Origin of the sequence: Streptomyces flavovariabilis (genome assembly GCF_000725785.1) — a bacterium.
GTDB lineage: Bacteria > Actinomycetota > Actinomycetes > Streptomycetales > Streptomycetaceae > Streptomyces > Streptomyces hawaiiensis.
The window spans coordinates 29,799-54,896 of record NZ_JNXD01000009.1 but is presented as its reverse complement, the minus strand read 5'-3'; the positions used below and the strand labels follow the sequence as shown (position 1 = coordinate 54,896).

At 70.3% G+C, this 25,098-nt stretch carries 23 protein-coding genes; 13 read left to right on the top strand and 10 right to left on the bottom strand.

The window, feature by feature from the left end:
- Positions 1 to 58: 58 nt before the first annotated feature.
- Positions 59 to 925 carry a hypothetical protein gene (locus IO24_RS0117230; RefSeq protein ID WP_031136671.1) on the bottom strand — a complete coding sequence of 289 codons (867 nt, stop codon included), beginning with the start codon at positions 923 to 925 and terminating at the stop codon, positions 59 to 61.
- Between the two features lie 159 nt (positions 926 to 1,084).
- Between IO24_RS0117230 and IO24_RS0117225 the strand changes: the two genes are divergently transcribed.
- Positions 1,085 to 2,530, top strand: a complete 1,446-nt coding sequence (locus IO24_RS0117225) for a glyceraldehyde-3-phosphate dehydrogenase (protein ID WP_031136669.1) — start codon at positions 1,085 to 1,087, stop codon at positions 2,528 to 2,530.
- Between the two features lie 136 nt (positions 2,531 to 2,666).
- On the opposite strand, the gene IO24_RS0117220 is transcribed toward IO24_RS0117225, so the two are convergent.
- Positions 2,667 to 3,029: an MmcQ/YjbR family DNA-binding protein gene (locus IO24_RS0117220; protein ID WP_031136668.1), complete on the bottom strand. Its 363-nt coding sequence runs from the start codon at positions 3,027 to 3,029 to the stop codon at positions 2,667 to 2,669.
- A gap of 8 nt (positions 3,030 to 3,037) precedes the next feature.
- Positions 3,038 to 3,421, bottom strand: a complete 384-nt coding sequence (locus IO24_RS0117215) for an MmcQ/YjbR family DNA-binding protein (RefSeq protein WP_031136666.1) — start codon at positions 3,419 to 3,421, stop codon at positions 3,038 to 3,040.
- Between the two features lie 142 nt (positions 3,422 to 3,563).
- Here IO24_RS0117215 and IO24_RS0117210 point away from each other — a divergent pair, with 142 nt between their 5' ends.
- The 3 genes from IO24_RS0117210 to IO24_RS0117200 all read left to right on the top strand — a co-directional run bounded on the left by IO24_RS0117210 (position 3,564) and on the right by IO24_RS0117200 (position 5,858).
- Positions 3,564 to 4,577: a helix-turn-helix domain-containing protein gene (locus IO24_RS0117210; RefSeq protein WP_420823217.1), complete on the top strand. Its 1,014-nt coding sequence runs from the start codon at positions 3,564 to 3,566 to the stop codon at positions 4,575 to 4,577.
- Positions 4,578 to 4,798: 221 nt separating this feature from the next.
- The gene (locus tag IO24_RS47165; RefSeq protein WP_078899337.1) at positions 4,799 to 4,975 is read left to right on the top strand and encodes a DoxX family protein; all 177 of its coding nucleotides are present in this window, start codon (positions 4,799 to 4,801) and stop codon (positions 4,973 to 4,975) included.
- A 451-nt stretch (positions 4,976 to 5,426) separates the two neighbouring features.
- Positions 5,427 to 5,858 (top strand): YybH family protein, encoded by a 432-nt coding sequence (locus tag IO24_RS0117200; protein ID WP_031136663.1) that lies wholly within the window; start codon positions 5,427 to 5,429, stop codon positions 5,856 to 5,858.
- Between the two features lie 103 nt (positions 5,859 to 5,961).
- On the opposite strand, the gene IO24_RS0117195 is transcribed toward IO24_RS0117200, so the two are convergent.
- The gene (locus tag IO24_RS0117195; RefSeq protein ID WP_031136661.1) at positions 5,962 to 9,138 is read right to left on the bottom strand and encodes an RICIN domain-containing protein; all 3,177 of its coding nucleotides are present in this window, start codon (positions 9,136 to 9,138) and stop codon (positions 5,962 to 5,964) included.
- A 274-nt stretch (positions 9,139 to 9,412) separates the two neighbouring features.
- Positions 9,413 to 9,586 (bottom strand): CsbD family protein, encoded by a 174-nt coding sequence (locus IO24_RS43040; RefSeq protein ID WP_078899335.1) that lies wholly within the window; start codon positions 9,584 to 9,586, stop codon positions 9,413 to 9,415.
- Positions 9,587 to 9,731: 145 nt separating this feature from the next.
- Between IO24_RS43040 and IO24_RS0117185 the strand changes: the two genes are divergently transcribed.
- Entirely contained in the window at positions 9,732 to 10,376 is a 645-nt protein-coding gene (locus IO24_RS0117185; RefSeq protein ID WP_031136659.1) for a hypothetical protein, read from the top strand.
- A 9-nt stretch (positions 10,377 to 10,385) separates the two neighbouring features.
- Here IO24_RS0117185 and IO24_RS0117180 read toward each other — a convergent pair whose 3' ends face one another.
- Complete coding sequence (locus IO24_RS0117180) at positions 10,386 to 12,059, bottom strand: hypothetical protein (protein WP_031136658.1); 1,674 nt, start codon at positions 12,057 to 12,059, stop codon at positions 10,386 to 10,388.
- Positions 12,060 to 12,134: 75 nt separating this feature from the next.
- Positions 12,135 to 12,260: a hypothetical protein gene (locus tag IO24_RS47160; RefSeq protein ID WP_267886822.1), complete on the bottom strand. Its 126-nt coding sequence runs from the start codon at positions 12,258 to 12,260 to the stop codon at positions 12,135 to 12,137.
- Here IO24_RS47160 and IO24_RS0117175 point away from each other — a divergent pair.
- A complete protein-coding gene (locus tag IO24_RS0117175; protein WP_031136656.1) occupies positions 12,259 to 13,638 on the top strand; it encodes a GH1 family beta-glucosidase in 1,380 nt (459 codons plus the stop codon). The genes IO24_RS47160 and IO24_RS0117175 overlap by 2 nt on opposite strands.
- A 291-nt stretch (positions 13,639 to 13,929) precedes the next feature.
- A complete protein-coding gene (locus tag IO24_RS0117170; protein WP_031136654.1) occupies positions 13,930 to 14,757 on the top strand; it encodes an SAM-dependent methyltransferase in 828 nt (275 codons plus the stop codon).
- Between the two features lie 54 nt (positions 14,758 to 14,811).
- Here IO24_RS0117170 and IO24_RS0117165 read toward each other — a convergent pair whose 3' ends face one another.
- Entirely contained in the window at positions 14,812 to 15,726 is a 915-nt protein-coding gene (locus IO24_RS0117165) for a helix-turn-helix domain-containing protein (protein ID WP_031136653.1), read from the bottom strand.
- Between the two features lie 153 nt (positions 15,727 to 15,879).
- Positions 15,880 to 16,110 (bottom strand): DUF397 domain-containing protein, encoded by a 231-nt coding sequence (locus IO24_RS0117160; protein WP_031136651.1) that lies wholly within the window; start codon positions 16,108 to 16,110, stop codon positions 15,880 to 15,882.
- A gap of 230 nt (positions 16,111 to 16,340) precedes the next feature.
- On the opposite strand from IO24_RS0117160, the gene IO24_RS0117155 reads away from it, so the two are divergent.
- The 6 genes from IO24_RS0117155 to IO24_RS0117130 all read left to right on the top strand — a co-directional run bounded on the left by IO24_RS0117155 (position 16,341) and on the right by IO24_RS0117130 (position 23,586).
- Positions 16,341 to 16,934: an ATP-binding protein gene (locus IO24_RS0117155; protein WP_037667963.1), complete on the top strand. Its 594-nt coding sequence runs from the start codon at positions 16,341 to 16,343 to the stop codon at positions 16,932 to 16,934.
- A 28-nt stretch (positions 16,935 to 16,962) separates the two neighbouring features.
- Positions 16,963 to 17,502, top strand: coding sequence for a hypothetical protein (locus tag IO24_RS0117150; RefSeq protein WP_031136648.1), 540 nt, complete (start codon positions 16,963 to 16,965; stop codon positions 17,500 to 17,502).
- 150 nt (positions 17,503 to 17,652) lie between these two features.
- A complete protein-coding gene (locus IO24_RS0117145) occupies positions 17,653 to 20,388 on the top strand; it encodes a SpoIIE family protein phosphatase (protein ID WP_199808846.1) in 2,736 nt (911 codons plus the stop codon).
- A 128-nt stretch (positions 20,389 to 20,516) separates the two neighbouring features.
- Positions 20,517 to 21,881, top strand: a complete 1,365-nt coding sequence (locus tag IO24_RS0117140; protein ID WP_031136644.1) for an FAD-dependent oxidoreductase — start codon at positions 20,517 to 20,519, stop codon at positions 21,879 to 21,881.
- A gap of 142 nt (positions 21,882 to 22,023) precedes the next feature.
- Positions 22,024 to 22,518, top strand: a complete 495-nt coding sequence (locus IO24_RS0117135; protein WP_031136642.1) for a lamin tail domain-containing protein — start codon at positions 22,024 to 22,026, stop codon at positions 22,516 to 22,518.
- Between the two features lie 93 nt (positions 22,519 to 22,611).
- Positions 22,612 to 23,586, top strand: a complete 975-nt coding sequence (locus IO24_RS0117130) for an alpha/beta fold hydrolase (protein ID WP_031136641.1) — start codon at positions 22,612 to 22,614, stop codon at positions 23,584 to 23,586.
- On the opposite strand, the gene IO24_RS0117125 is transcribed toward IO24_RS0117130, so the two are convergent.
- Positions 23,583 to 25,097 (bottom strand): FAD-dependent monooxygenase, encoded by a 1,515-nt coding sequence (locus IO24_RS0117125; protein ID WP_037667961.1) that lies wholly within the window; start codon positions 25,095 to 25,097, stop codon positions 23,583 to 23,585. The two genes, IO24_RS0117130 and IO24_RS0117125, sit on opposite strands and share 4 nt — an antisense overlap.
- Position 25,098 lies beyond the last annotated feature (1 nt).

Below are 25,098 nucleotides of genomic sequence, written 5' to 3'. Positions count from 1 at the left end.
GCCATGATCGCGCCTCGCTGGGCACCGGGCGCCGCGCATCGCCGTACCGGCCTGTCGATCACGCATCCGATGAGGTCAGGCGTTCGAGCTGGGCGGCGGCTGTCGTGGCCTTGCGGTCGGCTTCACGCACCTGGCGGTCGGCCGTACGCGCCCGCTCCCGGGCCGTCCGTTCGGCGAAGCGGGCCTGCTGGTGTTCGCTCCTGGCGCGTTCCAGTTCGTCGGCAAGTTCCTCCACTCGCCGCTGGAGGTCTTCCATCTGCTGCTTCGCCTCCGCTGCCTCCTGGCCCGCGGTCGCCGCCGCGTCCCGCAGCTCCCGCAGCTCCCGCTCGGCGGCTTCGGCGTCCTTTTGGGCCTGGGCCAGCCGGCGTCGCTGCTGCTCGGCCCCCTTCTTGTCCGGGCGGGAGGGGGCGGGCGCGGGTGCGGGGCGCCGCGGCCGGGCGCCCTCGGCGACGGCGGGGAAGCCGACGGCCGCGCTCAGCGGTCTGGCCAGGCGGCCGCCCGCCCAGGCCCGGGCGGCCTCGGGGTCGGCCAGGACGGCGTGCAGGGTGTTCTCGACCTCGCGCTGCACGCTCTCGCCGATCGGATGGCCGGCCTCCTTCGCGAGCTGCCGGGCCTGCAGGGACAGGGCGCGGATGAGCGCGTGCTGCCGGCGGCTCAGCTCGCGCAGCTGCGCGGCGTCCAGGTCCTGGTGGGCCTGCCGCAGCCCCTCCCCCAGGCGCAGCAGGGGCTCGACCTCCCCGGGGCTCGTGCGGACCAGCAGGTTGCTGACCCAGGCGGCGAGGCTGGGCTTGCGCAACGTCCGGATCCGCTCGGCGAGTTCCCGGTCGCCGGCGGTGCGGGCGGAGGCCATGGCGGAGGCGCGGGCGGCGGTGAATTCCTCCGGGCGCAGGGCGTACAGCTCGTCGGCCACGGAGTCGTAGTCCATGAGCACCCCTTTCCACACGGAAGATCCGCTTTCGATCGTCTCAGGACCTGCCCTCGGAGGCGCGCGGAGAGGCCGCCGAGCGCATCGGAGGCACCCCGTTCATGATCGGGAAATCGACGGTTTAACATATGAGCGCCGCCTAGCTCGAAAGATGGACTCGTGACTGTCAACGACGACTCGTTCACCAACTGGAAGAACCGCGAGGAGATCGCGGAGTCGATGATCCCGATCATCGGGAAGCTGCACCGGGAGCGGGACGTGACGGTCCTGCTGCACAGCCGCTCCCTGGTGAACAAGTCGGTGGTCAGCATCCTCAAGACCCACCGGTTCGCCCGGCAGATCGCCGGCGCGGAGCTCTCGGTCACCGAGACGCTGCCCTTCCTGAAGACCCTCGCCGAACTCGACCTCGGGCCGTCCCAGATCGACATCGGCATGCTCGCCGCGACGTACCGCGAGGACGACCGCGGCCTGTCGGTCGCCGAGTTCACCGCCGAGGCCGTCGCCGGTGCCACGGGCGCCAACAAGATCGAGCGCCGTGAGGGCCGGGACGTCGTCCTGTACGGCTTCGGCCGCATCGGCCGGCTCGTCGCCCGGCTGCTCATCGAGAAGTCCGGCTCGGGCAACGGTCTGCGACTGCGGGCCATCGTCGTGCGCGGGGGTGGTGAGCAGGACATCGTCAAGCGCGCCTCGCTGCTGCGCCGCGACTCGATCCACGGCCAGTTCCAGGGCACGATCACCGTCGACGAGGCGAACAGCACGATCGTCGCCAACGGCAACGCCATCAAGGTGATCTACGCGAACGACCCGTCCGAGATCGACTACACGGCGTACGGCATCAAGGACGCCATCCTCATCGACAACACCGGCAAGTGGCGCGACCGCGAGGGCCTGTCCGAGCACCTGCGCCCGGGGATCGACAAGGTCGTGCTGACCGCGCCCGGCAAGGGCGACGTCCCCAACATCGTGCACGGCGTCAACCACGACACGATCAAGCCGGACGAGCGGATCCTGTCCTGCGCGTCCTGCACCACGAACGCGATCGTGCCGCCGCTGAAGGCGATGGCCGACGAGTTCGGGGTCCAGCGCGGCCATGTGGAGACGGTGCACTCGTTCACCAACGACCAGAACCTGCTGGACAACTACCACAAGGCCGACCGCCGCGGGCGGTCCGCGCCACTCAACATGGTCATCACGGAGACCGGTGCCGCCTCCGCCGTCGCCAAGGCGCTGCCGGACCTCAAGGCGCCCATCACCGGCAGCTCGATCCGCGTCCCGGTGCCGGACGTCTCGATAGCGATCCTCAGCCTGCGGCTCGGCCGTGAGACCACCCGCGAGGAGGTCCTCGACCACCTCCGCGACGTCTCCCTGACCTCGCCGCTCAAGCGCCAGATCGACTTCACGACGGCTCCCGACGCGGTCTCCAGCGACTTCATCGGCTCGCGCCACGCCTCGATCGTCGACGCCGGCGCCACCAAGGTCGACGGCGACAACGCGATCCTCTACCTGTGGTACGACAACGAGTTCGGCTACTCGTGCCAGGTCATCCGCGTCGTGCAGCACGTGTCCGGCGTGGAGTACCCGACGTACCCGGCTCCGGCGGTCTGATCCCTGTGGGATCCGCGGGTCAGTGCGCAATGCAGGTACGGGATGCGCACTGGATGCACCTCGGAACTTGGTGCGCACTGACTCCGCTCCGGTAACCACCTCTCGTCGATCCTTTCCCTGGTCGGTCGGTCCGTGGTCATCCGGGACGGCGGTTGCGCGAAACCGTCTCCAGAACGAGGTGGTAGGACTGGTCGACGAGTTCGGCGACCAGGTCCGCGGTGACGCCCCGGCCGGCTCCTACGGAGATCCAGTGCCGCTTGTCGAGGTAGCGGCCCGGAGTGAGTGACGGGTACTGGTCTTGCAGCAGCCGCCCGTACTCCGGTTCCGCCTTGAGGGTGACGATGAGTTCGTCCGGGTCGTCGGTGACGATCAAAAAGACCTTGCCCGCCACCTCGTAGACGTCCAACTGCTCGGTGAACGGGCGCCCGTGGCTGACTCCTGGGAGCGCGAGTGCGGTGTGCCGCGCGGTGTCCTGAAGCTTCGTGCCGTTGAACGACATGCCGGAGGTCAGGCGTGGCGGCCGTAGGTGTGCGGATCGACAGGCTGCCGGGACTTGGCGAGTCCGCTGACGACAAGGCGGTAGGAGTCGGTCACGAGCTCCTTCACCAGCGTCTCGTCGATCGTGTCTCCGCCCTCCAGCGTGATCCAGTGCTTCTTGTTCATGTGGTAGCCAGGGGTGATCTCCACGTGCTCGTGTCGCAGGGCTGCCGCCTCGTCGGGCGCCGATTTGAGAATGACCAAGGGCTCACCCGTCACCTGCGTCATGAGCATGAAGACCTTGCCGCGCACCTTGTACACCTCCCACTCGGGGCCGAACGGGTGCTCCAGCCCGGCTTGGGGGAGTTCCTCGGCGTAGTCGGCCGCGGTCTTCTGCAGCGTCTTTCCGTCCATGGCCATCAGCTCCTTCGACTGTGATTCGGTCGGTGCCACGCGCGCGGCGAGGTCCGCGTACACCGACACGGCGGCCGGGTGCTCGTCCGCATCACCATCCTTGTCCCTGCCGACGACAACGCCGCCGGTAAACTGCGGACACATGATGGTCAACAGGCGACACCCGCCGGGGTCGGAACGGGGTTTCTCCGACCTCCTCGTCTCACGACCGGACCCCGCCGCACGCGCAGAGCCGGACCCCGTCCCGCTGTACGGCTTCCAGCCCCCGGTCGGTACGCCGTACGGCCTGGAAGTGACCACCGTCGAGGACTTCCACGCCGACCACGACGACTGGCCGTGGAACCCGCCCCGTCCGGGCCGTGCAACCTTCCACTACCTGATCCTCGTCACGGAGGGTGAACTGCGCCACGACGTCGATCACGTCATGCGCACGGTCGCTCCCGGCCAATGGCTGTGGGTACGCCCCGGGCACGTGCAGTGCTGGCACGACCCCAGCGCCGCCCGCGGCCCCTTCATCCTCTTCGAACCGGAGGCACTCCGGCCCGACATCGCCCACCAGCTGGCTCCCGTCATTTCACACGACGCCCCCGCCGTGCTGACCCCGCATCCGGCCGACGCCTTCTGGCTGGAACAGACCGCGCTCCAACTCCTCGACGAACACCGCGCGTTGGGACGCCGCCCGCTCGCGGCCCATCACGCCCTGCGGTGCAGCCTCCTCGAAGCCCTGCTGCTACGGCTCGCCAACTCACCGGACGTCGCACAGGCTCCGGTCACCGCCAAAAACGCTTCCTCGGCCAACAACGCTGATGCCAGGCACCTCGGGGGCACGCCGGTCTACGTACGATTCTTGGACGCCTTGGAGCTGAACTACCGCGAGCTGCACCGCGTCGACGACTACGCCCGGCTGCTCGGCTGTTCGGTGCGCACCCTCAGCCGCGCCGCCCAGGCCGGTGCCGGCACCGGAGCACGGCAGGTCATCGATCAGCGCCGACTGCTCGAAGCGCGCCGTCTGCTCGGCCACGCCCGGTGGACCGCCCGCGCGGTCGCCGACCATCTCGGTTTCACCGACACGGCCAACTTCGGCCGCTTCTTCCGGCAGCACGCCGGCCTCACGCCCGCCGCCTACGCGGCTCGTCAGGCCGCTCCGGATTGCTGAGACTCTCCTGTCGGCGGAGGAGGCTTTCCCTCTGGAGGACCTGCCTCGGAGCCGGCACGTTCGGTCCGGTCCCACTGCCCGGGCGCCGTCCCTCCCTCAGCGACAAGTGGGCCACCAACCTCGAACCCACTGCGATCGGACGATCAGGCGGGGTCCTCGTCCAGCTTCGCCACCACTCGGTCGGAGACGTCGACCAGCGTCCGCAGCTCCGCCGGGGTGACATGGTCCAGGAACAGCTCTCGTACCGCCTCCACGCCTCCGGCCTCGCACTGACCATGCTCGGCGCCGCCATCACGCACAGTCGGCGCGGGGAACTCCAGTCGGTCGTCGTGAACGCGGTCCTGTTCGCCCTGACCGTCTTCGTGGCCTGGGGCCGCTTCGGCCCGCACGCCTTCTGACGGCGACGGACAGAGAATCACCGGCCCGGGCGTCACCCACACCCCGATCACTGTCGCCCACCTCACCATCGAACCCGGCACACAGGTCGACCTGCCGTGGGACCCGGCTTACAGCGCACTGGCCTACGTGCCGGCGGGGCACGGCACGGTGGGCTTCGAAAGCCGCCCCGGTGTCCCGGCGCCGGGACTCGGGCGTCCAGGACCTCTCCGCTGAATCTAGTTGTTGCATCAACTACTGCGTCATGGTCATAGAGCGAAGTCCGTGCAGTGGCACAGGAACCCGCCTACGTGCCACCGTCCGCTGGTGACCATCTTGTGTCCGTTGTCTACGGCCCGAAGCTCCAGACCCCGGGGAATAGTGGCTGGTGAGGCCCGCGCAGCCGGGCCGCCGGTGCCGCACACGTGCGCCGCCTCGATGCGGCCGGCCACACCATCCACGGAGGGAAACGGAATGACCATCGGTAAGGAAGAGATCGGCAAGACCATTCTCGAGCTGGAGAAGGCCTCCAACGACCGGTGGAGCGTCGGCGACAACCGCGGGTACCTCGACAACTACGCCGACGAGATCAGCTACTTCGATCCGGTGCTGAGGGAACTGATCGTGGGTCGTGACGCGGTCATCGCTCACATCGAATCGCTCTACTCGAACCCGCGCATCGTGCGGAACGAGTACCTCAACCCGGCCGTGAACGTCAGTGACAGTGGTGATTTCGCGGTCCTGGCCTACAACCTCGACACGTACGTGCTCGACGACAACGGCGATGAGCAGCAGCTCCGCGCCTGGAACGCCACCGAGGCCTACCGGCTGATCGACGGTGAGTGGCGCATCGTTCACTCCCACTGGGCGTTCACTCAGACCGCGACAGAAGCGGTCGCGTCCTGACCAGGAGGGGGTCCGGAGTGCGTGCCCTTCACGAAGGGAAATCGCGCACCCCGCAATCCCGGAAAACGAAAGCGCGGGGCGCGGGCCCCGCGCTTTCGTGTGTTCAGCGGCGGGTCAGCTCGATCCTGTACTCCCGTGCCTGTGAGCCGTCTTCGCTTGCCACCGAGACGGTGTGGGCCGTCTTGCCCCCCGACGCGTCCTTGCCGACCGTCACCTTCGCGTAGGGGTCACGCGGTGTGGCGGTGATCCCGGTCCGGTCCGGGCGGTCGACCGCAACCCGGTAGCTCGTCCGGTCCGGGTCGAAGCCGCTCAGGGGCTTGCCGTCCACTTCGATCGACGCGGCCGCAGCGTCGGCGGAAGCGCCCGGCGCCTTGGCGTGGACCTCGATCTCCCCGAGGGTGATGTAACCGCCCGGGCGGGCCGTCATCACCACGCGCACGCCCGTCGCCGGGCCGGCCGCGCGCACCGCGACGTCGGCCACGGGCGTCCCCTCGGTGCCGACGGCGACCTGGTCGCTCGCGTCGGACCAGGTTCCGTCGGCACTGCGCACCTGCACCTTGAGGGACTCCGCGAAGCTGAGGTTGCTGCCGTCACGGTGGAAGTGGGTCACGACCCGGGTCAGATCGCGGGCTTCCGGGAGGGTGAAGGTGATGGTGTCGGACGGGTTCTTCGTGCCGGACTTCCAGTTCGACCAGGCCTTCTCGGACGTGGTGCCGTTGCGCAGGCCGTCGGCGGAGTAGCCGTTCTCGGTGTAGGTCGCCCCGACCGTCACGCCCTCGTCGCGCGCGGAGTTGGTCTCCTTCGGCGCGGTGACCTGGACGCGTACGGTCGCCGCGGCCGTGTCCGAGCCGGGGACGCGGGCCGTGCCGCGCAGGGTCACCACGCCGGTGTCGTCGAACGCGCCGTCGGGTGCGGTGTCCCAGGTGACCGGGAGTTCGGCGGTTCCGCCGTGCCGTCCCACGCCGGTGACCGTGGCGGGCAGGTCGGGCCGCCCCCCGGTGTAGGTCTTGGCACGGGCCGGGAGGGTGGAGGCGATGGTGTCCACGGTGACGACCGCCTCGGCCGGGACGGTCCGGCCGAGGGCGTCGGTGGCCCTGCCCTGCACGCGTACCGTTCCGGGTTTGCGCCAGCGTGAACCGGAGGGCAGCGTCCACTGCACGGGGAGCGCTCCGCGGGCGCCGTCGCGGAAGACGGGCGTCACGGTCCCGGGCAGTTCGGGGGCGCGCCCGGGGACGGTGAACGCCTTGGCCGGCTGCGTACGGAGCACCGTCTCGTCGGTCACGCCCCAGCGCTGGTTCGCCTGGGAGGTGGGGAGGTGGGCCGAAACGCGGGCGCCGTCCGCGGTCGACTGCCCGACGACGTCGAGGAGGCGGCCCGTCGCGGCGTTGACGAAGGTCCAGGTGCCGTCTCCGGTGGTGGACATGATCCACTGTGCGGCCGGCGTGTCCCGGTCTTCGAGTACGGCCTCGTCGTCGCGTACGGCCAGGCGCCTGCCGTCGGCGGCGTTGACGAGGGCGTAGCGCTCACGGTTGCTGTCGCCCCGGGTCAGCTGCTTCACGGACCACAGCTGGGACTTGGCGGCCGGGTCGGCCGTGCGCACGACGACGCCGTTGCCCTCGGCGGAAGGTGCCAGGGACTTGGCGCTCTGGGTGCCCTGGAGGCGGTAGACGTGGCCGGGCCGGACGAGCGCGGCGTCCTTCGCGGTGCCGGACACACCGTCGACGAGGAGGGTGGTCACCGACTTGGCGGGAACGGTCACGGTGGCGGAGCCGTCCTCGGCCTTCACGGGCGTGCCGCGGACGAGTGCGCCGTCGGCGCTGGTCACCACGGGGGTCACGGTGGCGCCGCGGGTGACCCGCCGGAACTTCGAGAGGTCCAGGGTCACCGCACGCGGAGTCGTGCCGTTGTTGACGTGCACCACCGTCGCTCCGCGGCCGGACTTGCGTACGGCGGCGACGCTGGAGGGGTCGTCGGCCTTGACGAAGTGGTCGCCGGGGCGGATGTGGTGGGTGAAGTTGCGCAGGGTGTGGAACTTGGTGTTGGCCTTGACCGGGCAGGTCTCCAGGGTGTCCTCGGCCGTGCAGTTGAACGGGACGTGGATGCTGCCCCAGTTCTTGCCGGCCTGCGCCTGGGGGATGGAGTCCTCGATCGGCTGCCACAACACCCAGGCCGACGGCTCCAGTTCACGGATGTCCTCGACGACCCGGGTGGCGATGCCGAGCCCCGGTTCCATGCCGGTGAAGTCGGTGCCGGTCCCCCAGGTGCCCTCGACCTCGCTCATCCAGAACGGCCGGTCCGCGGCCTTGGCGCTGTCGCGGGCGCTGGTGCGCATGCCGGTGCCATAGGTGTGCACGTTGAGCTGGTCGACGGCGGCCCGGGCGGAGCTGTCGTAGGCGTTCCAGTTGCGGACGAAGGTGCTGGGGTTGGTCTCGTCCATCGCGGAGATCTTGGCGCGGGTGCTCGTCTTCTCCAGCGCGCGTTGCAGGGCCAGGACGACCTTCTGCTGGAGTTCGGGGCCGGCGTGCGCGCCCTCCTGACGGCCGCCGGTGGGCTGCCCGTCCGGGCCGATCTGGGTGCCCCAGTAGTTGGTGTTGGGCTCGTTGAGCGGGGCGATGGTGTCGAAGTCGATGCGGTGCTTCTTCTCCAGGTGCTCGGTCACCTTGACCAGGTAGGTGGCGAAGTCGTCGACGCGGTCGGCCCGTATCTGGTCGGTGTTGGCGTCGAAGCCGCCGGAGACGTACCCGCTGACGGTCTGGAACCAGGGCGGGGAGTTGCTGAACGCCTCCCAGCGGGTCACCTTTTTCTTGACCCGGTCCACCCACCAGCGCTGGCCGGCGTCGGCGGACCAGTCCCAGTGCTCGGGGTTGTCGGGGTTCCACCAGTCGGTGTCCTGCCTGGTGGTGCCCTCCGGGGCCTTCCAGAAGCCGTCCATCGTCGCGCCGGTCTTCATGTAGTCCTTGCGGACGTCGGGGGCGTTGCCGCCGCCGATGTTGTAGCGCGCGATGTTGAGGCGGAGCCCGTCTTCGCCGAACAGCATCTCGGCGAGCTTCTGCCGGATGGGTTCGGGATAGCGGCCGGTGATGTTGGCGAACCAGACGAGGCTCGTGCCCCACCCTTCGAACTCCTGCTGCCGGTAGGACGGGTCGATCCGTACCGTGACCGCGCTCGCCGGCGGGTCGGCGGCAGCGGCGGCGGGCGGCCCGGTCACGAGGCCGGCGCCGAGTGCCAGGGGGACGGTGATCGCCAGTGCCGTCCGGACGAGGCGATGTCTGCTGGACATGGATTCCCTTCGGGAGTGCACAGAACCGCGCAGAATCAATCGAGCTTCCCGAATGTTTTAGGACGGCAATCAACACGTCAAGAGGTGGGGCGCGTGGGGAACCGGCTCTCTGTCGCGCACGCGGCCGTACCCACGCGGAACAGCCGAGCGGGCGTGGTGCCCGCTCGGCTGTTGTGTGCTGGGCGTCCACCGCGAACCCGGCCGGGCTCACGGTGGGCGAAGGTCATGCCCTTGTGCCGCGTCCGCGCAACGGGGACGCGGCACAGTAGGTGACTCAGTGCTTGAAGACGTCCTTGGTCTTCTCCTTGGCCTGCCGGGCGTCGCCCTTCGACTGCTCGGCCCGGCCCTCGGCCGTCATGCGCTCGTTGCCCACCGCACGGCCGATCGTCTCCTTGGCCTTGCCCTTGGCCTGCTCGGCCTTGGCCTTGCCCTTCTGCTCTCCAGCCACGGTTCGTTCACTCCAAGTCGTGTCCGACTACGGGGTCACGGCACGAGTGACCGGTAAAGCGGCAGCTCAAACGTGCGCCCTGGCCGTTGGCTCGTGAGAGCCTTGTCCTGATCATGATCCGCGTGACGAGCCCGGAGGACGGGGCATGACCATCAACCGGCCGGGGCTGCCCGAGGACCTGCCGGCGCCGGAGGTGCTGTGGGCGCGCTGGGCGCTCATCGCCGTGCTGGAGGCCACCACGGCGGACGAGCGGCCGGCTCGTCACCGTAGCGGGACCTGGGTGGACGACGCGGGTCTCCATCTGGACGACTCCGGCTGTACGTGGTGGGGGTTCGCACCGCGGGGCGAGGGGCGGTACGTGCTCTTCGGCGAGGACGAGTCGAGTGGCTGCAAGTGGCACGAGCCGCCGGTCGACATGCTCGCCGGCGCCCCCGCCTGGCTGCCCCACGACGAGCTGCGGGACTTGCTGAGCGGAAACGAGCTGGGCTGTGTCTACTGGTACGAGAACGGGGCCTGGGCCCGCGCCCCGCACCCCGGCACGCTGGACGACGACGGGCTCGACTGCGGGATGAGCCGCTTCACCGACCGCGACGATGTGCTGCGCACCATCGCCGACCAGGACCACGGTGCCACGTCCGCCCGCGATGCGGCGGCCCTCCTGGCGCACGCCGAGGACCACCGCCTGACCCCGGAGCTGCTGATGTCTCTCACCACCGACCCGGCCTGGCGGCAGCGGGACCGGCCGGCCATGACCCGGGCGCTGGAGCTGGCGCGCCTGCACCGGCCGTGACCGCGGAGGTCAGTGGCAGCATTCGTCCGCGGGCTCCGCGACATCCAGGCGGCAGAAGCAGGACGCCCTGATCGGCACGTCGGCAAGTGCACTCGCCATCTTGAGCTGGTGGGCGACGAGGGCTGCCTCGCCGGTCTTGCCGGTGCGGAGCAGGCACTCGTGGAAGCCGTGCAGGGCCCAGACGTTGCCGGGGTGCTGGAGGGGCCGGGGCAGGGTGTCGTCGAGGCCGAGGTCGGCGCGGTAGACGGCCTCGGCCTCCGCGACGCGGCCCTGTTCCAGAAGCAGTGCGCCGTAGGCATGGCGCGTGGGCTGCATCCAGCCCCAGGGCTCGTCGTACGGCAGGTTGTCGTCCAGCTCGATGGAGTGCTCCAGGGCGGCGAAGGCGAGGTCGTGGTCGCCCCTGCGGTATGCGAGTTCGCCGTCCAGCATGGCGGCCGCGATGGCGAGGATGTCCGCGCAGGTGTTGTTGAACAGCATCCGCGTCTCCGGCACCCGGCTCACCGCCTCGCGGAAGAGCTCGCGTTCGGCCTCCGCCCGGTCGACCTCGCCGGTGGCGGACAGGGCGACGCCCCGGGCGTAGTGCCGCATGGCGACGGTCGTCGCGTAGAGCTCCGGGTCGGCGGGGGCGGGCAGTTCGAGGATCTCGGTCCAGCGGCCGAAGCGGATCAGGACGTGGACCCGCATGGCCAGGAAGGCCTCGAGCCAGTCGGCCATCGGGGGGATCTGGACGCGGAGCAGGTCTTCGGGAATGGCGGCTTCCAGCCGGGCGGCGGTGTCGAGGGCGACCTGCGCCTGGCCGAGGAACATGGCGCCGTAGATCTTGAAGTGGTAGTTGTGCGCCCGGTAGAGGGTGTAGAAGTTCATCGCGCCGGTCTGCCGGTGGTACTTCTCGTCGGCGGCGATCGCGTCGCTGTTGGCCGCGACGACCTGGCGGTAGTCGCCGCACAGGACGTCCAGGTGTGAGGGCATGTGGAGCAGGTGCCCGGCGTCGGGCACGAGGCCGCGCAGACGGTCGGCGACGGTGAGGGCCTGCTCCGGTGTCGGGGACATCTCCATCAGGTGGATGTACAGGTGCAGGATGCCGGGATGCCGCACGCCGGCCTCGGTGGCGAGGGCGCCTTCGAGCACGGCCCTGGCCTCGTTGGTCCGGGCGCCCTCGGCAGGCTGCCCGGTCCTGAGGTCCCACAGCTGCCACGGGGTGAGGTTCATCGCGGCGTCGGCGTGGAGGGTGGCGATGTCCGGGTCGTCGGGCGCGAGGTCGTAGACCGCGCGCATCGCGTCCGCGTAGGGCTCATTCCACACCGAGCAGTCCTCGACGGCCTCCGGCTGCGGATAGCGGGCCCGCAGTGCGCCGATGAGGGCCCGCTCGACCGGGGTGGCGCGGGCGGCCATCCCATGGGCCCGTTCGACGGCGGCGTGCGTGCGCTCGACGGTTTGCACCAGTTCCTCGCCGTCGAAGAATTCCCAGGGCTTGTTGTAGTTCGGGCCGAGCGCGTAGGCGATGCCCCAATACGCCATCGCGCACTCCGGATCGGCCTCGGCCGCCTTTTCGAAGCAGGCGACGGCTTCCTCGTGATGGAAGGCGTATGTCCACACCAGACCGCGGTCGAACCAGAGTTGAGCATCGACGGAGGACGTGGTGACGGGACGGCTGTGCGTACCGAGGTCGTAATAGTCGCCCATGGGTTTCTCCTGGGAAAAGCGGCCGGAGCCGTGAGAATAGCGGTTACGGACATACCCTCGACTTTCGATCAATTCTCACATTTCCAGATTAGCGGTTCGGGCGGCGGTAAAGTGTGGCGGTGCGGCTTCCCGCGTACCGGACAGGCCCTCACCCCGGCCGGACAGCGCGGCGCCGGCCTCGTCACCGATGATGACGAGCATGACTGACTTCCCGAGTTTCCCGCCCGGCTTCCTGTTCGGGGCCGCGACCGCCTCGTACCAGATCGAGGGCGCGGTGCACGAGGACGGGCGCGGGCCGTCCATCTGGGACACCTACAGCCACACCCCGGGGCTGGTGGCGAACGGGGACACCGGCGATGTCGCCTGTGACCACTACCACCGGTATCCGCAGGACGTGGCGCTGCTGCGCGAGCTGGGCGTGGACTCCTACCGGTTCTCGGTCGCCTGGCCGCGGATCGTGCCCGACGGGTCCGGCCCGGTGAACGTCAAGGGGCTGGACTTCTACTCACGACTGGTCGACGAGCTTCTGGCGGCGGGGATCGAGCCCGCCGCCACGCTCTACCACTGGGACCTTCCGCAGGCCCTGGAGGACGGCGGCGGCTGGCGGGTGCGGGAGACCGCCGAGCGGTTCGGTGCGTACGCGGCCGTCGTCGCGGAGCACCTGGGCGACCGGGTGCCGCGCTGGATCACCCTCAACGAGCCGTGGTGCAGTGCCTTCCTCGGCTACTCCGTCGGCCGGCACGCCCCGGGCGCCCGCGAGGGCCGCGGCGCGCTGGCCGCCGCCCACCACCTGCTGGTCGGGCACGGCCTGGCCGTACAGGCCCTGAGGGCGGCCGGAGTGCGCGAGGCGGGCATCACCCTCAACCTCGACCACCATCTCCCCGCGACCGGCTCCCCCGCCGACGCAGCGGCCGTCACCCGGGCCGACACCCTGCACAACCTGGTGTGGACCGAGCCGATCCTCAAGGGACGCTACCCGGCCACCGAGGAGGACACCTGGGGCGAACTGATCACCGGTCAGGACTTCCGGCGAAGCGGCGACCTCGAGCTGATCTCCCAGCCCCTGGACTTCCTGGGCATCAACTACTACCGGCCGATCGTCGTGGCCGACGCCCCGTACCGGGAGAACGACGCGGCGCGGCGCGTCGCGACCGACAACCGGTACGAGGAGGTGCCCATGCCCGGTGTGCGGCGCACCGCCATGGGCTGGGCCGTGGCACCCCACACCTTCACCGACCTGCTGGTGGGGCTCAGGGAGCGCTACGGCGCTGCCCTGCCGCCCGTCCACATCACCGAGAACGGGTCGGCGGAGGACGACGAGGCGGGTTCCGACGGGGCCGTCCACGACAGGGACCGGGTCGCCTACCTGCGGGACCATCTCACCGCGCTGCGGGCCGCGATGGACGCGGGCGTGGACGTGCGCGGCTACTACGTGTGGTCGCTTCTCGACAACTTCGAGTGGGCCTTCGGCTACGACAAGCGCTTCGGGATCGTCCGCGTCGACTACGCCACGCAGCGGCGCACACCGAAGGACAGCTACCACTGGTACCGGTCCATGATCGCCGCGCAGCGGCGGTGACGGCCCGGCCCGGACGCCGGTCAGGAGTCGCGGCGCCAGGACCTCGACCAAGCGGACGCCCTGGAGGACCCACGGTCGACGGCACCGTCGGCGGCGGACAGCCGCCCGGATACCGGTGACACAAAGTGCGCGAACAGTTACATAGGGCGCTTACGGTGGCACGGGCGGTGATCCTCTTGTCGTTCGATCGTGGGCACCTTCGCCGGTGGGCTGGCACCGCCCAACTCCCGCTCCCTAGGATGTACTTCCTGTCCAGCCAGTCCGTTGGCGCGGCACCTTGCAGGGGGAACGATGCACTCCGAAAAGCAGCTGTCCACCGAGATCGACGCGAACGTGCCGACGGCAGCGCGCATGTACGACCACTACCTGGGCGGCAAGGACAACTACGCGGCCGACCGCGCCGCGTGCGAGGAACTCGACAAGGTCGTGCCCAGCACGCGCCGCCTGGCGCTGAACAACCGGCGCTTCCTCCAGCGAGTCGTGAAGACCCTCTCCGAGGAGTACGGCATCCGGCAGTACCTGGACCACGGATCCGGCCTGCCGACGCAGGACAACGTGCACCAGGTCGCCCAGCGCATCGATCCCTCGACCCACGTGGTCTATGTCGACAACGACCCGATGGTGCTGGTCCACGGCCGCGCGCTGCTGGAGCAGGACGAGCGGACGACCGTCATCCACGCGGACCTGCGCGAGACCGACCTGATCTTCGGCCACGCCGACACCAAGCGGCTGATCGACTTCTCCGAGCCCGTATGCGTGCTCTTCAACTCGGTGTTCCACTGCATCCCGGACAGCGACACCGACGGGCCGCTCGCGGTGGCCCGCCGTGTGCGGGAGAGGCTCGCGCCCGGCAGCTTCATGGTGATGTGCCAGCTGGTCAGTGAGGACCCGGAGGTCCGTGCCTTCGTCACGAACTTCATGGACCAGGCGACTCAGGGCCACTGGGGCCGCGTGCGTGAACCGAAGGACGTGCAGACGTACTTCGAGGGCCTGGAGATCCTGGAGCCGGGGCTCGTCGAGGTGTCCACCTGGCGCCCGGACACCGAGGTGGCACCCCGTCAGCTCAGTCACGAGTGGATCGAGTTCGGCGGGGTCGGGCGGATCCCCCTGCAGAAGTGACCGAGGCGGTGCCTCGTGCGGGACGGTCGTCGTCCCGCACGAGGCATCCGGCCGTCACGGGTAGCGCTGCTCCATCGTCTGCCGCAGCAGCTCCAGCGAGTCACGGGGCTTGAGCGCCTCGTCCGCGAGCCGGTCCAGCGCGATCCGGTACTCCTCGGTCTCGTCGCGATCCTCGAGGAAGTTCGCGCTCTTGATGTGCTCCAGGTAGACCACGTCGGGCAGATCGAGGCCGCCGAAGCGCAGGAACGTGATCGGGATGGCCGGTGCCGAGGCGTTGGTGACGCTCAACGGCACGATCTGCAACGTCACGTTGGAGCGCTCGGCCATGTCGACGAGGTGTGCGAGCTGCTCCCGCATCACTTCGGTACTGCCCAGGACGCGCAGCAGCACGGACTCGTCGATGATCGCCCACAGCTGCGGGGCGTCGGTGCGCGACAGCAACCGGGCCCGGTGCCTGCGCAGTTCGACGCGCCGCTCCACCTCACCGGACGGCGCGTTGGGCAGGCCGCGCTCCACCACGGCCCTGGTGTAGGCGGGTGTCTGCAGCAGGCCGGGCACGTACTGGATCTCGAAGGTACGGATGGTGGCGGCGGCCTCCTGCAGCCCGACCAGCCGGTCGAACCACTCGGGCATCAGCCGCTTGTCGTACCGCTGCCACCAGCCCGGCTCTCCAGCCCGCTGCAGCAGTTTGAGCAGCACCGAGGCCTCGTACGCATCGGTGCCGTACAGCTCGAGCAGCGCGCGGACGTCGTTCTCCGTCGGCGGGCGGCGAGCCTTGCCCGACTCGATGCGGGACAGCTTCGCGGCACTGAACCCGACAGCGCGCGCCGCCTGGTCCTGGGCGAGCCCGGCGTCCTCGCGGAAGCCGGCGAGCTGTACACCGACCAGCATCTTCAGCAGAGTCGGCGCCGGCTCGGGCCTGTCCAGGTAGGGTTCCAGGCGGGAGATGCGATGCGACGCGGCGGACATCCTGACTCCCAGCAGACCGGCACAAGGGCGACTTACACTATCGCACTTCACCGAGTCTTCACGCATCCGCCCGCAGCGTCCCCGCAGAAGTAGGAAGTTGGACTCCGCTTCTCCCTCGAGGGCATCGCGCCGCGGGCGGGACAATGCCGTTCCTCACAGCAGGTGGTCGAACTCGCCGTCCTTCGCTCCTGCCAGGAAGGCCGCCACCTCCGCCGCCGTGTAGACGAGGGCGGGTCCGTCGGGATCGCGGGAGTTGCGCATCGCGATCCCACCGTCGACGAGGGGGGCGACTTCGACGCAGTTGCCCTCGGCGTTGCTGTGCCGGCTCTTCATCCAGCAGGCTTCCAACGAGCTTGCCTGCACTCCGTTCTGCACTGGTGGCACCGCAGTCTCCTTGCTGTTCTCGTTCCCCGCCGCGCACGGTGTGCCCGGCCGTCCGGGCGAGAGCGGCCGCATCCCTTCGACCGCACTCGCCCCGGCTTGCGTACCCACAACGGCTGGATTTTCACGCAATTTCTCGTGCAATTGCACGCGAGCGCCTTCAGCGTGGATAATAGCTGCGGCGTCAACCCCCGGGTGGGCGCCGTGTCCTGATGTCGCATCGGGGAGATGCCGTGTCCTCACCTGCGCAGCACGTGCTCCGGCCGCCGAGTGGGGCTGCGGCACACGCAGGCGCACCCGGGGCGAACCACGCCTTCCCGGCCGGACCGAAGTCGGTCTCGCCGTACGGGGCCCCGCACTCGCTGCCCGAAACACTGCCGCAGTTCTCGGGTGCCCTGTCCGCCTCGGCCGCGCTGCGAGTCGAGTGCAGCCGGGAGGGGTTCGCGCGAGCCCGGTGCTTCACCCGCGACACCCTGCACGACTGGTCACTCGACCACCGGTGCGACGACGCGACCCTCGTCATCACCGAGCTCGCCGCCAACGCCGCGACACACGCGGCGCCGAGAGTCTCGGATGTGCCGGGTGTGCCGGAGATCCGGCTCGGCTTCGTCCTGGACCCCACCCACCTGCTCGTCACCGTCTCCGACCTCGACGACCACCCGCCCGTGTTCGCGCCGGCCGGCGCAGCCCTGGAGGAGCACGGCCGGGGGCTGTGCATCGTCGACGCCCTGGCCGAGGAGTGGGGCTGGACCCCCAGCCCCCCGGCGGGCAAGACGGTCTGGGCCAGGTTGTCGACCCGGCCGGCCACGCCCTGTCCACCCATCTGACACGACTGCCGCGGAAAGGCCCTTCGCCATGCGCAGCGCTTCGACGGAACACCCGAGCAGCGAGCGCCCCCAGCGCCCCGACGCCCCGGCCGCCCGGAACACGCCCCTCACGACACTGGACCGCGTGCCGTGGGGCGACATCCAGGACTCCACCGGCTCGGCGGCGGGCATTCCCCTCCTGCTCAACGGCATCGCCGGAGATGATGCCGACACCGCCCGCTCCGCCCTCGACGACCTGCGGAAACGGATCTGCCAGTTCGGTTTCGTGGTGGAGCAGGCGACAGCGGCCACGGTTCCGTTCCTGTGGGAGCTGGCGAAGCTGCCGCAGGTGACGTGCCGTGCCCAGATCATCCGCCTGCTCAAGAACATCGCCGACGCCCGCCAATGGGAGAGCACCGCCGCCGTCTATCCGAAGCTGCTGAACCATCGGGAGAACCCGGTGGTGTGGGAGCGTGCCGCGCGCCAGGCGGTGCGGGCCCGGCGCGGCGAACTCGGCAGACTGATGGCGGACCAGGACGGCGAGATCGCCCGGGCCACGACCGAGCTGGCCCGCTCGCTGGGCGCCTGAGGCTGTCGTACGTTTCCGGTGACAGGTCGTACGTGTTCCGGTGGGGCGCGAGCCCGTGCACGCCCGCAGACGTGACGAAACGGTGAGGACCCCCTGTCACCATGGGTGATGCCCCTCGCCTCCCGGGGCCGGGCAGTGTAGACATGGCACATGGTCCGACTCTTGGGTCGATCCGGGACTCGATCGCCCCTGCGGCCCGGCGCTGCGCCGTCTGCACGGCAGCGGCGGGAGGCGGGCCCGTCGCGGTGGCAACCGGTGGCGGGGCTGCGGTCGGTGCTGGGCGGACGTAGCGTCGCCGGACAGGTGTTCCTGCTCGTCGTGGTGATCGTGCTGCTGCTGGTCGTGGCGGCCGTGGTGGCACTGGTCCTGCAGGTACGGCACGACACGACGCAGGAGGCCCGCAACCGTTCGCTCGCCGTGGCGGAGACCTTCGCCAACGCGCCGGGCACGGTCGAAGCGCTGCAGAGCCCTGATCCCACCGCCGTGCTCCAGCCGCGGGCCGAGGCCGCCCGTGAACGGTCGAAGGTCGACTTCATCGTCGTCATGAACACCGACGGGATCCGCTACACCCATCCCAAGACGGACCGGATCGGGAAGCAGTTCGTCGGGACGGTCGCGCCGGCGCTGGCCGGGGAGTCGTTCACCGAGGAGGTCGACGGCACCATCGGCCCGCTCGTCCAGGCCGTGGTACCCGTGAAGGACCCGGACGGCCGGGTCGTGGGCCTGGTCTCGGCCGGGATCACGACCAAGAACGTCGGCGGCACCGCCGACCGTCAGCTGCCCCTCGTGCTCGCGGCCGCCGCGGCGGCGCTCGCCCTGGCGACGGCGGGTGCCGCGCTGGTGAGCAGGAGGCTGCTGCACCAGACCCACGGGCTCGGGCCGCACGAGATGACCCGGATGTACGAACATCACGACGCCGTGCTGCACGCCGTCCGGGAGGGGGTGCTCATCGTCGACGACGGGGGCACCCTGCTGCTCGCCAACGACGAGGCGCACCGGCTACTCGATCTGCCCGCCGACGCCGAGGGCCGGCACATCCTCAGTCTGGGTCTCGACCCGGGCACGGCAGACTTGCTGGCCTCCGGCCGCGTCGCCACGGACGAGGTGCACCGGGTCGGGGACCGGCTCCTCGCCGTCAACCAGCGGACCACGGACCGTGCGGGCGTGCCGCCCGGCAGCGTCGCGACCCTGCGCGACTCCACCGAGCTGCGGGCCCTGTCCGGGCGGGCCGAGACCGCGCGGGAACGGCTCAACATGCTGTACGACGCCGGTGTGGGCATCGGGACCAGCCTGGACGTGACCCGCACGGCCGAGGAACTGACCGAGCTGGCCGTTCCCCGGTTCGCCGACTTCGTCACCGTGGACCTGTTCGACGCGGTGCTGGGCGGCGGGCAGCCGAACGCGGCGGCAGCTCTCAGCCGGACGGCGGTGAGCGGGATCCGCAAGGACGCGCCGCTCTACCCGGCCGGCGAGCGGATCAGGTTCGTCGAGTCCTCTCCGCAGGGCCGCAGCCTCGCCACGGGCGGCCCCGTCCTGGAGCCCCGGCTGAGCCGGGCCCCGGGCTGGCAGGCACAGGACCTCGAGCGCTCCGCGCAGATCATCGCGTACGGCATCCACTCGCTGATCACGGTGCCGTTGCGGGCCGGCTCCCTGGTGCTGGGCGTGGTCAGCTTCTGGCGCTGTGAGAAGCCGGAGCCCTTCGACGCGGACGAGCTGGCGCTGGCCGAGGAGCTGGTGGCGCGGGCCGCCGTCTCCATCGACAACGCGCGCCGCTACACCCGCGAGCACAGCATGGCGGTGACGCTCCAGCGCAGCCTGCTCCCCCGCAGCCTGCCCGAGCAGGGCGCCCTGGAGATCGCCTACCGCTATCTGCCGGCGCAGGCCGGGGTCGGCGGTGACTGGTTCGACGTGCTGCCGCTGTCCGGGGCCCGGGTGGCGCTCGTGGTCGGGGACGTCGTGGGCCACGGGCTGCACGCCGCCGCCACGATGGGACGGCTGCGCACCGCGGTGCACAACTTCTCCGCCCTCGATCTGCCGCCCGAGGAACTGATCGCCCTGCTGGACGAGTTGGTAGGCCGTATCGACCAGGACGAGACGGAGGAGGAGGGCAGCGCCCCGGTCACCGGCGCGACCTGTCTGTACGCCGTCTACGACCCGGTGTCCCGGCGCTGCACCGTCGCGCGGGCCGGGCATCCCCCGCCGGCGCTGATCCACCCGGACGGCAGTGTGGAGTTCGCCGACGTGCCGGCCGGTCCCCCGCTCGGGCTCGGTGGTCTGCCGTTCGAGACGGCGGAGCTCGAGCTGGCGGAGGGCAGCCGGCTCGTCCTCTACACCGACGGGCTGGTCGAGGACCGGGAGCGGGACATCGACGTGGGCCTGGAGATGCTGCGCGAGGCGCTGGGCCGGGCGGGGCAGTCACCGGAGGACACCTGCCGGGTCGTGCTCGACTCGCAGCTCACGGCCCGTTCCAGCGACGACATCGCGCTGATCGTCGCGCGGACCCGGGCGCTGGCCGCCGACCGGGTCGCCGAGTGGCCGGTGCCCGCCGACCCGGCGGCCGTGGGCGAGGTGCGGGCCGCAGTCAGCCGGCAGCTGGCCGAGTGGGGTCTGGAGGAGCTGACGTTCAGCACGGAACTGATCCTGAGCGAGCTGGTCACCAACGCGCTCCGGTACGGCGGGGGCCCCATTCACGTCCGGGTGCTGCGCGACCGCAACCTGATCTGCGAGGTGTTCGACAGCAGCAGCACCTCGCCGCACCTGCGGTACGCGACCATGACGGACGAGGGCGGGCGAGGGCTGTTCCTCGTGGCGCAGCTCGCGGAACGCTGGGGAACGCGTTATCTGCCGGCGGGGAAGGTGATCTGGGCGGAGCAGCCCCTGCCATAAGCGCCACCATGGACTACCCATAAAGTAGCCTTATGAGCTCATAGACCGGACCCTCGTACCGGGTTAGGCATGCCTTAGTTTAGGCTTCCCATCGAGATCGCTTGTCGCCGCTCGAAGGGAACCTGACCATGCCCCGCCCCCTGCGGGTAGCCATCGTCGGATCCGGCCCCGCCGGGATCTACGCCGCCGACGCCCTGCTCAAGTCCGAGGTGGCCGCCGAACCCGGCGTGTCCATCGACATCTTCGAGCGCATGCCGGCTCCGTTCGGACTGATCCGCTACGGCGTCGCCCCCGATCACCCGCGGATCAAGGGCATCATCACCGCTCTGCACCAGGTGCTCGACAAACCGCAGATCCGGCTCTTCGGCAACGTGGACTACGGCACCGACATCGGCCTGGACGACCTGCGGGCGTTCTACGACGGCGTGATCTTCGCCACCGGCGCGACGGCCGACCGGGCGCTCTCGCTGCCGGGCATCGACCTCGACGGCTCGTACGGCGCCGCGGACTTCGTGTCCTGGTACGACGGCCACCCGGACGTGCCGCGCACCTGGCCGCTGGAGGCGGAGAAGGTCGCCGTGCTCGGCGCCGGCAACGTCGCACTGGACATCGCGCGTGTCCTGGCCAAGACGGCGGACGAGCTGCTGCCCACCGAGATCCCGGCGAACGTCTACGAGGGTCTGAAGGCCAACCGGGCCAAGGAGATCCACGTGTTCGGCCGCCGCGGCCCGGCTCAGGCGAAGTTCAGCCCGATGGAGCTGCGGGAGCTGGACCACTCCCCCAACATCGAGGTCATCGTCGACCCCGAGGACATCGACTACGACGAGGGCTCGATCACCACGCGGCGCGGCAACAAGCAGGCCGACATGGTGGCGAAGACCCTGGAGAACTGGGCGATCCGGGATGTCGGCGACCGTCCCCACAAGCTGTTCCTGCACTTCTTCGAGTCGCCGGTCGAGGTCCTCGGAGAGGACGGCAAGGTCGTCGGTCTGCGTACCGAACGCACGGAGCTCGACGGGACCGGCAACGTCAAGGGCACCGGCACCTTCCACACCTGGGACGTCGGCGCGGTGTACCGCGCGGTGGGCTACCTGTCCGACAAGCTCCCCAAGCTGCCCTGGGACCTCGACTCCGGCACCGTTCCGGACGAGGGCGGCCGGGTCATGCAGGAGTCGGGCGAGCACCTGCAGTCCACGTACGTCACCGGCTGGATCCGGCGCGGTCCCATCGGCCTCATCGGGCACACCAAGGGTGACGCCAACGAGACGGTGGCGAACCTGCTGGACGACTACAGGAACGACCGGCTGCACACACCCGCCACTCCAGCCCCCGAGGCCGTGGACGCGTTCCTCGCCGAGCGCGACATCCGCTTCACCACCTGGGACGGCTGGTACAAGCTGGACGCCGCGGAGAAGGCGCTGGGCGAGCCCGAGGGCCGCGAGCGCGTGAAGATCGTCGAGCGCGAGGACATGCTGCGGGCCAGCGGCGCCTGACGTCATACACCCCGCGGGGCGGGTCCGGTGGCAATGTCACCGGACCCGCCCTTTCGCGTACTTGAAGCGTGTACGATCCGGATGCTTCACCGAACCATCACATCGCCTTCACCTGAAGGCCATGCAGGGGGGACGAACGTCCATGCGTATACGCCTTGTCGCCACCACGGCCTTCGCTGCCGGGGCCCTGACCGCCCTGTCGGCGGTTCCGGCCCAGGCCGCCGAGTACAACTCCGCGCTGAAGATCCGGGGCATCCAGTACGACGCTCCCGGCAGCGACTCGAACCGGTGCTCGGGCGGGAACACCGACGAGGAGTACCTGGCCATCGAGAACTACGCGCGCTCCACGACGGTGAACCTCAAGGGGTACGTCGTGAAGGACGCCGCGGGGAACAAGTTCACCTTCACCGCGAGCCACACCCTTCAGCCGGGTGACTACGTGAAGCTGCGCGGCGGCAACGGCGCCGACTCCGACACGAAGAACGTCGTCTACCGCGACAACTGCAACTTCATGTGGAACAACGACAAGGACACGATCTACGTGTACAAGCCGTCCGGCAGCCGTGCCGACGTGCACTCGTACACGAAGACCGGCTCCGACCAGGACCGCAACGGGTACATCACGTACCACGGCTGAGCCTTTGCCGAACCGGCAACAGGCTTCGCGTGCGGCGCGGCGGGCGCTGGATGATCGGTGGGCCGAGTACCCCTCCGGATCGCGGGAGGATCCATGCCGCAGACGTCCGCCGCCGACCGCACGCATCGCCTTGTGCCTTCACCAGCCGGCCGCATTCACCTCGTGGAGCAGGGCGCCGGGCCACTGGTGCTGCTTCTGCACGGCTTCCCCGAGTCCTGGTACACCTGGCGCCGCCAGCTGCCGGCCCTGGCCGCGGCCGGCTACCGCGCGGTGGCCGTCGACGTACGCGGCTACGGGCGCTCGTCCCGGCCCGCCGAGGTGGACGCGTACCGGATGCTCGAGCTCGTCGAGGACAACGTCGCCGTGGTGCGGGCGCTCGGCGAGCGGTCCGCGGTGGTCGTCGGGCACGACTGGGGTGCGACCATCGCCGCCACTTCCGCTCTGGTCCGGCCGGAGGTCTTCCGCGCGGTGGGACTGCTGAGCGTGCCCTACACGCCGCCCGGCGGGCCGAGGCCGAGTGAGGTCTTCGCGCGGATGGGCGGTGACGAGGAGTTCTACGTCTCCTACTTCCAGGAGCCCGGCCGGGCCGAGGCGGAGATCGAGCCCGACGTGCGCGGCTGGCTCGCGGGCTTCTACGCGGCCCTGTCCGCGGACACGATGCCCGGAGCGGACCCCCATTTCGTGGCGCCCGGCGGTCGATTGCGCGACCGGTTCCCCGCCGGCCGGCTGCCGGACTGGCTGAGCGAGGCCGACCTGGACGTCTACGCCGCGGAGTTCGAACGCACCGGATTGACCGGCGCTCTGAACCGCTACCGGAACATGGACCGCGACTGGGAGGACCTGGCGGACTTCGCCGGTGCCCCTGTCACGCGGCCGTCGCTGTTCATCGGCGGCAGCCTGGACGCGTCCACGACCTGGCTGGCCGACGCGATCGAGGCGTACCCGACCACGCTGCCCGGACTGAAGGCCTCGCACATTCTGGACGGCTGCGGTCACTTCGTCCAGCAGGAGCGGCCGGCCGATACCAACCGGCTCCTGATCGAGTGGCTCGCCGGACTCCCGGCCTAGGGGGCCGGCAGCCAGCGGTCGAGGTGGGTGCGCAGGCCCGTGAGGTCGGTGCCGCCTGCCAGGTAGCCCACGTAGCCGTCGGGCCGCACGAGGGCGTGGGTGATACCCGGCCACGGGCTTCGCGTGCCCAGGTGGTGCGTGCTCACCAAGTCGCGCCGTCCGCCCAGGGGCGGGACCTCGGGCCAGAGGTGGGCGGGGCCGGTGAGCAGGAGGTGGTAGCCCGGTCCGGCGACCCGTCGCTGGAGTCCGGCCGGGGTGTCGGGCAGGCGGTCTCCGGCGCGTGGACCCTGCCGCGGACGGCGCGGTCCGGTGACGGAGGCGGGACCGCGGCGGTAGTGGATGCCGAGTTCGGAGACCGTCCGGAAGAGGCGCGCCCGGGCACCGGTCGCGCGCAGGAGCAGCGGGGCCACGTGCGGGGCGAGACGCGTCCGTGCCAGCCGTAGAGCCGGGTGGCTGCTCGTACCGACGGTGAACGCGCGGTCGGTGAGGCGGCGTACACCGTGGCCGACCGGGGCACGCTCCGCCTGGTACGTGTCCAGCAACTCCTCAGGTGCGGCGCCGCGGCAGACGTGGGCGAGTTTCCAGCCCAGGTTGAGCGCGTCCTGGATGCCGGTGTTCATGCCCTGTCCCCCGGCCGGGCTGTGAATGTGCGCGGCGTCGCCGGCGAGGAAGAACGGGCCTTTGCGGTAGTGGGCGGCGCCGCGGTTGTGGATACGGAAGCTCGTCATCCAGACCGGGTCGCACAGGGACAGCCTGTCGGGCGTCCAGTCGTCGGCGATCCGCTGGAGGAGGTCCAGGGTCACCTCGCCGCCCGGAGCGCCCGGTGGGTGCATCGCGATCATCCGCCAGGTGGCCGGAGTGCCGAGCGGGAAGAAGAACAGCAGCCCGGCCGCGCTCATGTACGTGTGCGCCACCCCGGGCTCCAGGCCTTCGGCCTCCAGATCCGCCAGCAGGAACGTCTGCGGATAGGCGTACCCCTCGAAGTCGATGCCCGCCCGTGCCCGCACGGTGCTGTGCGCGCCGTCGCAACCGACGACGTAGCGGGCCCGTACGGTCTCCTCGGCCCCGTCCCGGCGCCGCAGGCGGCACCTGACGTGGGCGTCCTCCGGTTCGGCGCTCAGCAGCTCCGTGCCCCGTTCCACCGTCACGTCCCGTTCGGCCAGACGGGCCGTCAGGACGGCCTCCGTCTCCGACTGCGGCAGGAAGAGCAAGAAGGGGTACGGCGTGTCGTCGCAGCCGACGTCGAACACCGGTACGTGCAGCACCCGGCGAGGCAGATGCAGGTGCAGTCCGACCGCCGCACTGCCCCGGTCGACGAGGTCGTCCGCCACGCCGAACGCGGACAGCATCTCCAGGGTGCGGGGCTGAATCGCCGGGGCGCGTGACTCCCGGGCGCGGTCCAGCGAGCGGTCCACGATCCGGAACGGGGTTGCGCAGGCGCGCAGTTGGGTCGCGAGTGCGAGCCCGGTGGGGCCCGCGCCGACCACGAGCACGTCCAGGGGTGCCGTCATG

Coding starts and splice junctions, on each gene's coding strand:
- IO24_RS0117230 (WP_031136671.1), bottom strand. CDS start 925: ATGGACTACGACTCCGTGGCCGACGAGCTGTACGCCCTGCGCCCGGAG.
- IO24_RS0117220 (WP_031136668.1), bottom strand. CDS start 3,029: ATGTCGTTCAACGGCACGAAGCTTCAGGACACCGCGCGGCACACCGCA.
- IO24_RS0117215 (WP_031136666.1), bottom strand. CDS start 3,421: ATGGACGGAAAGACGCTGCAGAAGACCGCGGCCGACTACGCCGAGGAA.
- IO24_RS0117210 (WP_420823217.1), top strand. CDS start 3,564: ATGATGGTCAACAGGCGACACCCGCCGGGGTCGGAACGGGGTTTCTCC.
- IO24_RS47165 (WP_078899337.1), top strand. CDS start 4,799: ATGGTCCAGGAACAGCTCTCGTACCGCCTCCACGCCTCCGGCCTCGCA.
- IO24_RS0117200 (WP_031136663.1), top strand. CDS start 5,427: ATGACCATCGGTAAGGAAGAGATCGGCAAGACCATTCTCGAGCTGGAG.
- IO24_RS0117195 (WP_031136661.1), bottom strand. CDS start 9,138: ATGTCCAGCAGACATCGCCTCGTCCGGACGGCACTGGCGATCACCGTC.
- IO24_RS0117185 (WP_031136659.1), top strand. CDS start 9,732: ATGACCATCAACCGGCCGGGGCTGCCCGAGGACCTGCCGGCGCCGGAG.
- IO24_RS0117180 (WP_031136658.1), bottom strand. CDS start 12,059: ATGGGCGACTATTACGACCTCGGTACGCACAGCCGTCCCGTCACCACG.
- IO24_RS0117175 (WP_031136656.1), top strand. CDS start 12,259: ATGACTGACTTCCCGAGTTTCCCGCCCGGCTTCCTGTTCGGGGCCGCG.
- IO24_RS47160 (WP_267886822.1), bottom strand. CDS start 12,260: ATGCTCGTCATCATCGGTGACGAGGCCGGCGCCGCGCTGTCCGGCCGG.
- IO24_RS0117170 (WP_031136654.1), top strand. CDS start 13,930: ATGCACTCCGAAAAGCAGCTGTCCACCGAGATCGACGCGAACGTGCCG.
- IO24_RS0117165 (WP_031136653.1), bottom strand. CDS start 15,726: ATGTCCGCCGCGTCGCATCGCATCTCCCGCCTGGAACCCTACCTGGAC.
- IO24_RS0117150 (WP_031136648.1), top strand. CDS start 16,963: ATGCGCAGCGCTTCGACGGAACACCCGAGCAGCGAGCGCCCCCAGCGC.
- IO24_RS0117145 (WP_199808846.1), top strand. CDS start 17,653: ATGGTCCGACTCTTGGGTCGATCCGGGACTCGATCGCCCCTGCGGCCC.
- IO24_RS0117140 (WP_031136644.1), top strand. CDS start 20,517: ATGCCCCGCCCCCTGCGGGTAGCCATCGTCGGATCCGGCCCCGCCGGG.
- IO24_RS0117135 (WP_031136642.1), top strand. CDS start 22,024: ATGCGTATACGCCTTGTCGCCACCACGGCCTTCGCTGCCGGGGCCCTG.
- IO24_RS0117130 (WP_031136641.1), top strand. CDS start 22,612: ATGCCGCAGACGTCCGCCGCCGACCGCACGCATCGCCTTGTGCCTTCA.
- IO24_RS0117125 (WP_037667961.1), bottom strand. CDS start 25,097: ATGACGGCACCCCTGGACGTGCTCGTGGTCGGCGCGGGCCCCACCGGG.